At 35.8% G+C, this 8664-nt stretch carries 7 protein-coding genes; 2 read left to right on the forward strand and 5 right to left on the reverse strand.

Going from position 1 to position 8664, the window contains the following annotated elements; translation table 11 throughout:
• Positions 1-1275 precede the first annotated feature (1275 nt).
• The gene (locus F6K22_RS21975) at positions 1276-2103 is read left to right on the forward strand and encodes an alpha/beta fold hydrolase (RefSeq protein ID WP_293102677.1); all 828 of its coding nucleotides are present in this window, start codon (positions 1276-1278) and stop codon (positions 2101-2103) included.
• Here F6K22_RS21975 and F6K22_RS21980 read toward each other — a convergent pair.
• From F6K22_RS21980 to F6K22_RS21990, 3 genes are all read right to left on the reverse strand, one after another.
• A complete protein-coding gene (locus F6K22_RS21980; protein ID WP_293102679.1) occupies positions 2100-2549 on the reverse strand; it encodes a DUF2996 domain-containing protein in 450 nt (149 codons plus the stop codon). The genes F6K22_RS21975 and F6K22_RS21980 overlap by 4 nt on opposite strands.
• A gap of 14 nt (positions 2550-2563) precedes the next feature.
• The gene (locus F6K22_RS21985; RefSeq protein ID WP_293102682.1) at positions 2564-3454 is read right to left on the reverse strand and encodes a hypothetical protein; all 891 of its coding nucleotides are present in this window, start codon (positions 3452-3454) and stop codon (positions 2564-2566) included.
• A 299-nt stretch (positions 3455-3753) separates the two neighbouring features.
• Positions 3754-4263 carry a hypothetical protein gene (locus F6K22_RS21990; protein WP_293102684.1) on the reverse strand — a complete coding sequence of 170 codons (510 nt, stop codon included), beginning with the start codon at positions 4261-4263 and terminating at the stop codon, positions 3754-3756.
• 826 nt (positions 4264-5089) lie between these two features.
• Between F6K22_RS21990 and F6K22_RS21995 the strand changes: the two genes are divergently transcribed.
• Positions 5090-6085 carry an NAD(P)H-dependent glycerol-3-phosphate dehydrogenase gene (locus tag F6K22_RS21995; protein WP_293102686.1) on the forward strand — a complete coding sequence of 332 codons (996 nt, stop codon included), beginning with the start codon at positions 5090-5092 and terminating at the stop codon, positions 6083-6085.
• A 287-nt stretch (positions 6086-6372) separates the two neighbouring features.
• Here the strand turns inward: F6K22_RS21995 and F6K22_RS22000 are convergent, their stop codons facing one another.
• Together F6K22_RS22000 and F6K22_RS22005 are read right to left on the reverse strand one after the other, a co-directional pair.
• Positions 6373-6927, reverse strand: coding sequence for a DNA-binding protein (locus tag F6K22_RS22000; RefSeq protein WP_293102689.1), 555 nt, complete (start codon positions 6925-6927; stop codon positions 6373-6375).
• Between the two features lie 521 nt (positions 6928-7448).
• The coding region (locus F6K22_RS22005) for a CHAT domain-containing protein (RefSeq protein WP_293102692.1) at positions 7449-8664 on the reverse strand (1216 nt) is incomplete at its 5' end.

Here is an 8664-nt window from a genome sequence, read left to right on the forward strand (position 1 = left end):
ATTATTTGTATTAATTTTTTTTTTTTATTTTTTTTTTAATGATATGGCGACTACCGAGATCTACCCTTTTTCCCTACACGGAGCTCTTCCGATCTCTAACAATATCCCCTACCCTAACAGTAATGCTGTTGTATTGTTCTTTGATAATTTCTCAAAGAAATTTTAATTATTGGTATTTTGATGTTATTATTCTTACAGAATATATATTTATTCAGAGTCTATAATTGAATCTCTACTTGCAGGAAAAATGGGGAGCCAAGCACATAGCGTACAGTTAATTTCCCGTTTTTCTTAGCTACTATAATATTGTATTGGTAGTAGAGGTTTGATTAATCATGGAGACTCGATTCCTTCTTAAGAAGTTGTGCTAGTTGTCAGCAACTATCATAGTTTTATGGACTCTTTGTTTCTCACAGCATCAATTGTTCCATATTATTTGCCAGTCATCACTATATGACCCAACTACCTGTGTTATCAAACAGGATTGGGTCTAAAATCCCACCTTTTAAGGCGAAATGTTTTTGGAGGGTCGATCAAAATCCCAGTTACAAAAACAACTTATGACTTAGTTGTAGGAGTGTTTCCAAAATGAGCTGTACATATCGTAAAATTTACCCCTCCTAATTTTATTGGTATTTTCAAAGAGGATTTGCTCATTTAGCTCTTCGAGCGCCATTATCAAATCTGGCAATATTAGGTAATATTACCAGTAGTTCATAGCTTTTCATAATGAGCAGTTAATCTCTTCAAGAATACCTTTGAAATTACTAAGTTTTTTTGACCTTTCAGAACCTTTGTTTAATTAACCTAGATGGCATCCTGATAATAATAGTTGATCGACTCTCTCATATCATGTTTGGCCGTCCATTTTTCAATTAGAGCTTCCCACCGTTAGCAATATCAAGAGAAATCGGCTAAAAATTTAGTCAAAAATATAACTAATTATATTAGCCAAGAAATTGCTAACTTACTGACAGAAGGCTGTGTTTAATTCTTGAATATTGGTTTGTTTTGGGTTGATGCCTTATATTTTTATTCTAGAAACTAAAACACAAAATTGCTCTTGCTCCTGTGCAAATTTAATAATTAAATAACTTGATTTGGTAATTATCATGTTAGGCAAGTCAAGATTAAGCCATTATTAAGTAATAATTAGGTTAATCACAAAACCATAAAAATCTCATCACAGTATAAGAGTAATGAGAAGTTGCTGAGATATCTCAACTATTAGTTATTAATTTATCAATCATTACTAATTTCTATCTGTATTCAATCATGCAAGTGGCAAGTAGTAAAATTAGTTTTTTAAGGCCAACTGCCTCTCAACCGGAATTACCTCTATTCATTTTCCTACCTGCAATGGATGGCACAGGTAAATTGCTAAGATCGCAACTTTCCAGATTATCAACTGCTTTTGATATTCGCTGTCTCAGCATCCCACAAAATGATTTATCGAGTTGGGATTGCTTATCAGAAAGAACAATAAACTTAATTTCTCTTGAACAAGAAGCAGTACCCAAAAGACCTATTTACTTATGTGGAGAATCATTTGGAGGATGTTTAGCACTAAAAATTTCCCTCAATGCTCCTGAATTATTGGACAAACTAATTTTAGTTAATTCAGCTACTTCATTCAGTCAACAACCTTTAGTCAAATATGGCTCATATCTGACCCAATACCTACCGACCTCTTTATATCAGTTATCTGTAACAGGAACTTTGCCCTTTTTAGCGGCTCTGGGTCGGATGCAACGAGACGAACGCCTGGCCTTGCTGAAGGCCATGCAGTCAGTTTCTCAACAGACTGCTATCTGGCGATTTGAGTTAATGCGCTCATTCCAAGTAAATAAGAATCAACTAAAAAGTTTAAAAAAGCCTGTATTAGTTATTGCTAGTGCTGCGGATAGAATTTTTCCTTCACTATCACAAGCTAAGTTTTTAGTCAAGTATTTGCCCGAAGCTCAAATGGTCATTCTTCCCAATAGTGGCCATGCCTGCTTGTTAGAAGCAGACGTCGACCTTAACAAAATTATTCGAGGCCAATGGGGAAATAAATTGATGGTAGCAGAAACACACAGAGCATCTGCTACCTTAAATATTTAGTTTAAACTAAGCCACTTTTGAGCATTCAGACGTTGAATCACACCAAACACCAATAAGTTCAGAGTAATTTTACGCTCATCAATTAAAAAAGGTTCCAAGGTAGCAGGTTTAGCTCCATTATCCGCACAAGAGAAAGCTCTAGGGCCTTTAATATCTTTTTTGGGGAAATAGACATTGAATTGACGCTGGCCTTTTTTAAACTTACCTACAACTTGCCAACATTCTTCAGATGAACCAAAGCCAATCATAGGTAGTTTTTGCTTGACTAGGTTTAGATCGAGATCGTCAATACCTTGCTGAGTGAGAGCTTGTTGTAAAGCTGGCAAATAATCTTGCTGCACAAACTCAGCAAAAGGCTTATCTTCCAAAGCAGGGGGCTTTTCTTTTTTGACCTTACCTCCAGCAGGCTTAGTTTCAGTTTTTTTAGCTTCTTGTTCTTCTGCCATAAATGCTTCCTTACTTAAATTTCTGCATAAGCTCGTTCTATTAAACGACGAGCGAGGGTTTGAACTCCTGTATGTTCATAATAATTGGTACTTACATCTAGGAATGCAGCCAAATAGTCCAATTTATCATCACTAAATTCTACGAAACTTTGCAAGCTATTGGCCACATTTTCTGGTGTAATGCCTCGCTCGCTGACAAAATCTCCCATCCAACTCGAAACAGAACCGAAAGCTTCGCCAATAAAGCCCAACTTACTATCTTTATCATCCCCTGGAATAGTATCTTCCATTTCCCGGAAACCTTGATTTTCTTCTAAGTCTGAGGGGGAAAGTCCCTCTATCCACTCAGCAGCGGCACCTATAAAATCTGGTCCTAATGGAATTAAACCATCAAAACAAACTAAGGCTGCTAACCGCATCAAAGATTCTCCACTATAATCTCCCAGAGCGCCGACAAAATCACCAATACTATCTCCAGGAATGCCATTGATGGAACAGAAACCTAATAATTCTGCAACTACTTTTAGAGATAGATCGATAGTTTGGGCTTTTCCCGGTTTAGGAGTAAGGCTAGTTAACAAACCTCCGACCAGAGGTATTTTATCTCCAACCATATTAGCCAAAGTAGCTGCACCTAAAGCACGACCTGCTCCACTGACAGTTTGGTAGAGCCACAAAGCACGTTGATATCCTTGAGCTTTGTCATTGAAGAGAATTACAGCTCGATCGCCTATTTGCTGAATTAGCTCTTCGTCGTCTTCTCCTGTTACAGTGCGGATAGTATTTTCAAATCCTACCAAGTTATCCCACTCTCCAGGAACAACAAAGTCTAAAGCGCGTAAAGCTTTAATTGTAATATTGTCAGAGGGCAGTTCATCTACTAATTCAAAGATTGGTTTGCTCATTTCAGGCTCCTTAATTTCAGTTATCAGTTATCAGTTATCAGTTATCAGTACCTCTGGCTGAAGTTGGAGGCAAGAAAATCTGAAATTTCCTTTTTGATTCCCTAGAATTAGGGGAGGGTTAAGACCTAATTTCTTGGTTAAAGATTATAAAGTTAATGGAGGAAGACAGTTTTTTTTAGTGTTGGGGCATAATTTTTTTATTAGACATCTCCAACAATAAAAAATCAAATCAATTATCGTACAGAAATTATCAATTCTTTCCCCCTGTTCCCTATTCCCTATTCCCTATTCCCTCTTTTCTATTTGAGACTAGATAGACCACTCAGATTGAATTTTTTCAGCCATGCTTCGCGATCGCTGGGTGTAAATGAGGGGTCTTTTGATTGAGCTTTTACCTGAAAACGATTATCTACTAATACGGCAGTAGTAGTTTTTCCTTGTTCTACTGCTGGATATCCTCCGATTTTTTTGCTGCTATTTTGGAATTTGTTGGCTGCAGTAGGAGAAGCAGAGATATCATTGATAGACATGACTGCTACTTCTTTACCATCTTTTTTAAGACTTGCTTGAGCAAAGCCTTTTTTCTCTTGAGCATAGTTGAGTTTATAGTCGCCACTGGAGGATGGGAAGTATTTATTAAGACTGCCACCGGAGACTTGTTTGGCTTGGGAGGGACGTTCTGTTTTGCTTTGTTGTTGGGCCTGGTCGAAACGACTAGGTTGTTTAGCTCCGCCACAAGCAGATGTTAGTAGTAATAGACTGATTAATATTGGGGCTAATATTTTGGGTAATCGATGACCGAATATCATTAGACATCTCTCCTATACATTTATATTTGAGGGGGTTATTACAATTTTCTCTTAAAATTGCACAATTTGTGTGTATTTAATTTTTTTTGATGGCCTAGGAAACTCTATTAAGCAAACCGACTTGTAGAAAGAGGAAAGTTTCAAAGTAATTTTGACATCCTATGCTTGATTGTGACTAAACATTTTGTCTGCTTATACCATTTATCATCCATTAATGCTGCTTCGTGACAACTACTTTATACTTGAGGATTTTTCCTGAATTTTCTCATAGCTAAAACCTACTACATAACATATTTTTTCAGGATATATAGCAAATTTTTGAGATTTGGTATTATCTGTTGATGTTCGACTTTTGTAGATAATAAAATTCTCATTTATTAGTCTTAGTTTAATGAAGTAGAATGATGTCAGAAAAAATCCCCTTTATAGCAAATTTAAAAAAGATATTTACTTGTGATACTTTCTGGAATGAAGTCAGGGAAATTCTTGAGCCGAATAAATTTGACATAAATTTAGTTCCGTCAATTTTTACCCTTAATGACATAGCCAAAAATTATTCTAGTCTTTTTGGGGTAAAACTCCATAAGGATTTATTGCATAAATCGTTTTTTTTTGCATAAGTCCTAAAATTCATGTATTAGATAAAATTTTTTCAACTATGAGACCTCTCCGATAATTAGTTTTAAACCCTTGTAATTCCCAAGCTAAAACTTGATTTCTGGAGATGTCTATTATACCTATTCCCTAATTCCAATATATTTTTTACCTGTAACAAAAATATGGTTTTTATAGCTGAAAACTTATGAATAGATTAAATCAATAAATTATGACAAATAAAATATCTCAAGCTAATAAAAGAGGAGAAGTTATTAGAACTCTAGAATCTGCTTATCCAATATCAACTGAAAAAGCAACTTTAGCAATTCTAGGTGCAGGTGCATGGGGTTCAGCTTTAGCAAAATTAGCAGCTCATAATCAACATGAAATACGTTTATGGTCTCGTAGCTTAAATGTGACTTTAGAAGAGGTACTAAAGAATGTTGATATAATAGTTTCGGCAATTTCTATGAAAGGAATTAATGAAACTGCTGAAAAAATTAAAAAGATTGGTTTACCAAAAAAAGTAATTATTGTTACTGCTACAAAAGGATTAGATCCAGAAACAACTCGTACTCCCTCTCAGATTTGGGAAGCTAATTTTCCTAATAATTCTGTGGTAGTTTTATCCGGTCCTAATTTATCAAAAGAAATTAACGATAGATTACCTGCTGCAACGGTAGTTGCTAGTAAAAATAAGCCAGCAGCAACGACCGTACAAAATATTTTTGCTTCGGGTTTATTTCGGGTTTATAGTAGTTCCGATCCAATAGGTACAGAGTTAGGTGGAACTTTAAAAAATGTCATTGCTATTGCTAGTGGAATTTGTGATGGTTTGGAACTTGGTACTAATGCTAAATCAGCTTTATTAACTCGTGCTTTGACAGAAATTATTCGTATTGGTACTCATTTAGGCGGAAAAACTGAAACCTTTTTTGGGTTATCTGGTTTAGGAGATATGTTGGCAACTTGTAGTAGTTCTTTGAGTAGAAATTATCGGGTTGGTTATGGTTTAGCTCAAGGTAAAAGTTTGGAGGAAATTTTAGAGGAATTACCTGGTACTGCTGAAGGTGTTAATACTACAAATGTTTTAATTGATATTGCTAATCGAGAGGAAATTTCTCTGCCTATTTCTAGTCAAGTTTTTTTATTATTGAATGGTAAGATTACTCCCGAAGAAGCTGTGGAAGCTTTAATGGGAAGAGATTTAAAAGCAGAGTTTTAACTTCACACTTATTAAGTTTTACGACTAAAATGCCAAAAATGTTGCGGATTACTAATGTGTTTTGAGTTTCAATATTATGATTAAACAAATATTTGTTATCTTAAGAAAGAAAAAAAACGAAAATTTCTGAAATCCTAATCTTTTTGTCTAGGAAAAATTAGTTTTTTCCCCTAATTCTGAAAAAATTTCACAATTTATCCAAAGCCTAAACATAGTAAAACTTAGCCCTAGAGTAAAAATTAACAGGGCAGTAGTAGTAAGATAGGAAAAATTTGTGCTGGTTGAGGCTAGGCAATAGCAATAGTGTTGGGGTTATGCTCGGTGGCGATGTAGCTACTACTAGGCTCCGCCAACGCTTCAACCGATTCAGTAGGTGGTTCCGACGCTTCCCAATCTGGAAAGATTTTACGGATAATTTTAACGTGAGGTTCAACCTCAATCCAAAGCCTAGCTCCGCCAGCCTGACCACGATTTGGCTTATGAGGTCGGTAGACGATTTTGCAAGGCCCTACTATTTCAGCTTCGTGGCATCTATCATTACGATCGCCTTGCTTGACAGAAATAGCTGGATCGCTAGTACCGTGGTCTCGGTTAGCGTCAATTACTCTTCGTACAATATGAATAAAGGTATTGCCTGTACGCTGTCCTTTGTTCCAAGTACCCTGTGGACCTCGAAGACCAGGGGTGATTTCTGGCATTCCTCGACTATTTAGAGGAATTGTCCAAAATCTGCCTTCTTTTTCTGCCCCAACAACCCGACCTTGCTTTAAAAGTAATCTGAGTCTAGCGGTAGAAATATTCAGGAGAAATGCTGCTTCTGTTGTTCCAACTGATAGGGGCATAAACTATTTCGGAATGATTCTTGATTATAAAAAGCTAAAATATAATATTACACTATAAACCTGAAAGTAGAAGTATCTATATGGCTAAGTGGCAGGTAAAAGTGGCCACAGGAGGAAGTTATAATTAGGGCTTGCTGAAAAAATTGGTTGCTCAGGGAAGGACACGGGGACGCGGGGACGCGGAGACCCGGAGATGGGGGTAACAGGCAAAGGTTTCGGCAATTTTTATGTGAAGAGATTTTCTTGAATTTCAGCAGAAAGTCTCAGTATTTTCAGGCAAATAAGCAGCCCATAACTAGGAGAATTAATGAATATAAAAAGCTCTATTACCTGAGCTGCCATACGACTTTTAGCTTGATAAGCGCAAACCCTAATTAATTTTTGATTTATCTATGAGTTTAGTTGAGAAAAAGCTTATTTATTAAAACAAAAGTAACTAAAAAGTCGTCTGCTTATGGGCGAGGCTTGAGAATCTATTTTCGGGTCATATCCTAAATTGTCGAACGCTAAAAATTTGGATATTACCAAGGATTACCAATAATAGTAAAAGCTGCCCAATAATAGGGATGAGATAAATTTTCATCTGTATATTCTTCTAATTCTTGTGGCAATTTTACTCGACTATTAGAACCAGATAATTCACCTTTTTTCAAACTTACTTTCCCTTTTAACATTGCTATTTGTGCTTGTCGAAGTGCCTCAGCTTTGAGTATAATTTTTTGAAAATGTTGATAAAATTCATTCATTAAAGCCAAAGTTCCCACATCACTAACATACCAAAGACTTGCCAGGGCAGATTTCACTCCAGCTTGCACAGTTAACCCGGCAAAACCTAATTCTGCTTGTCGATCTCCCACTGCAGTTTTACAAGCACTTAATACCAATAACTCTACTTTAGGTTGATGCCATTGCAAATTTCTAATATCGTCTAATTCCAGTTTTTCTTTCTGCCAAAATTGAATATAAGAATTACTTGGTTTGCCTGACCTAAATTCAGCATGAGTAGCTAAATGAATAATTCCAAATTTTTGTTTTTGTCGTTGCTGCTGTAAATTTTCAATTGTAAAATCCTGGTTAATAAATGCCTCTCCTTGCCACAATTTTTGTGTGATTTGTTTTAACTCTATTGGTACGGCAGGTAGAGATTGATGGTCGATAAATTCTGATGCTCCCATTGCTAATACTTGCATATTTTTTCTCTGATTATACTCAGTTTCAATCATATTAAAAGCAGGAATCAGAGCAATACTATACTTTTCTATAAGAAATTTTTCTCCATCATGTAATGCGGATAATGCTAAACTGCGTAAACCAGGTCCTAAACAAAAAAGAATAGTATCTACTTTTTGCTTTTCCAATTCTGACTCAATGGGAGCTACTATCCATTGATAAAGTTTTTGAGCTGGTTTTAAATATGATTTTGTGTGACGCATTCTTGGATCTATGATTTCCCCAGCCAATATTTTTACTGTATTTAATACAGTTTTTCGCTCGGCATCAGTAATACTGTATATAACTGGTATTTGATTGGGAGTAATTAACACTAATTGTATTTGTTTTTTGCGAGGCCATACCCAGATAACGGCAGGGTTTTTCTCAGTTTGAGATTGCCATAGATAAAGTTGTTTAGCAATAGTTTCAGCAGTCAAGGTAAAACTTGAGAGATTTGCACCAAAGTAATTTTCATAGGCTTTTTCCCAGGTTTGCTCGATTCTATTGACAATTTCTTGGACAGCC

Origin of the sequence: Okeania sp. SIO2F4, from assembly GCF_010672385.1 — a bacterium.
In the GTDB taxonomy this organism is placed as follows: Bacteria; Cyanobacteriota; Cyanobacteriia; order Cyanobacteriales; family Microcoleaceae; genus Trichodesmium.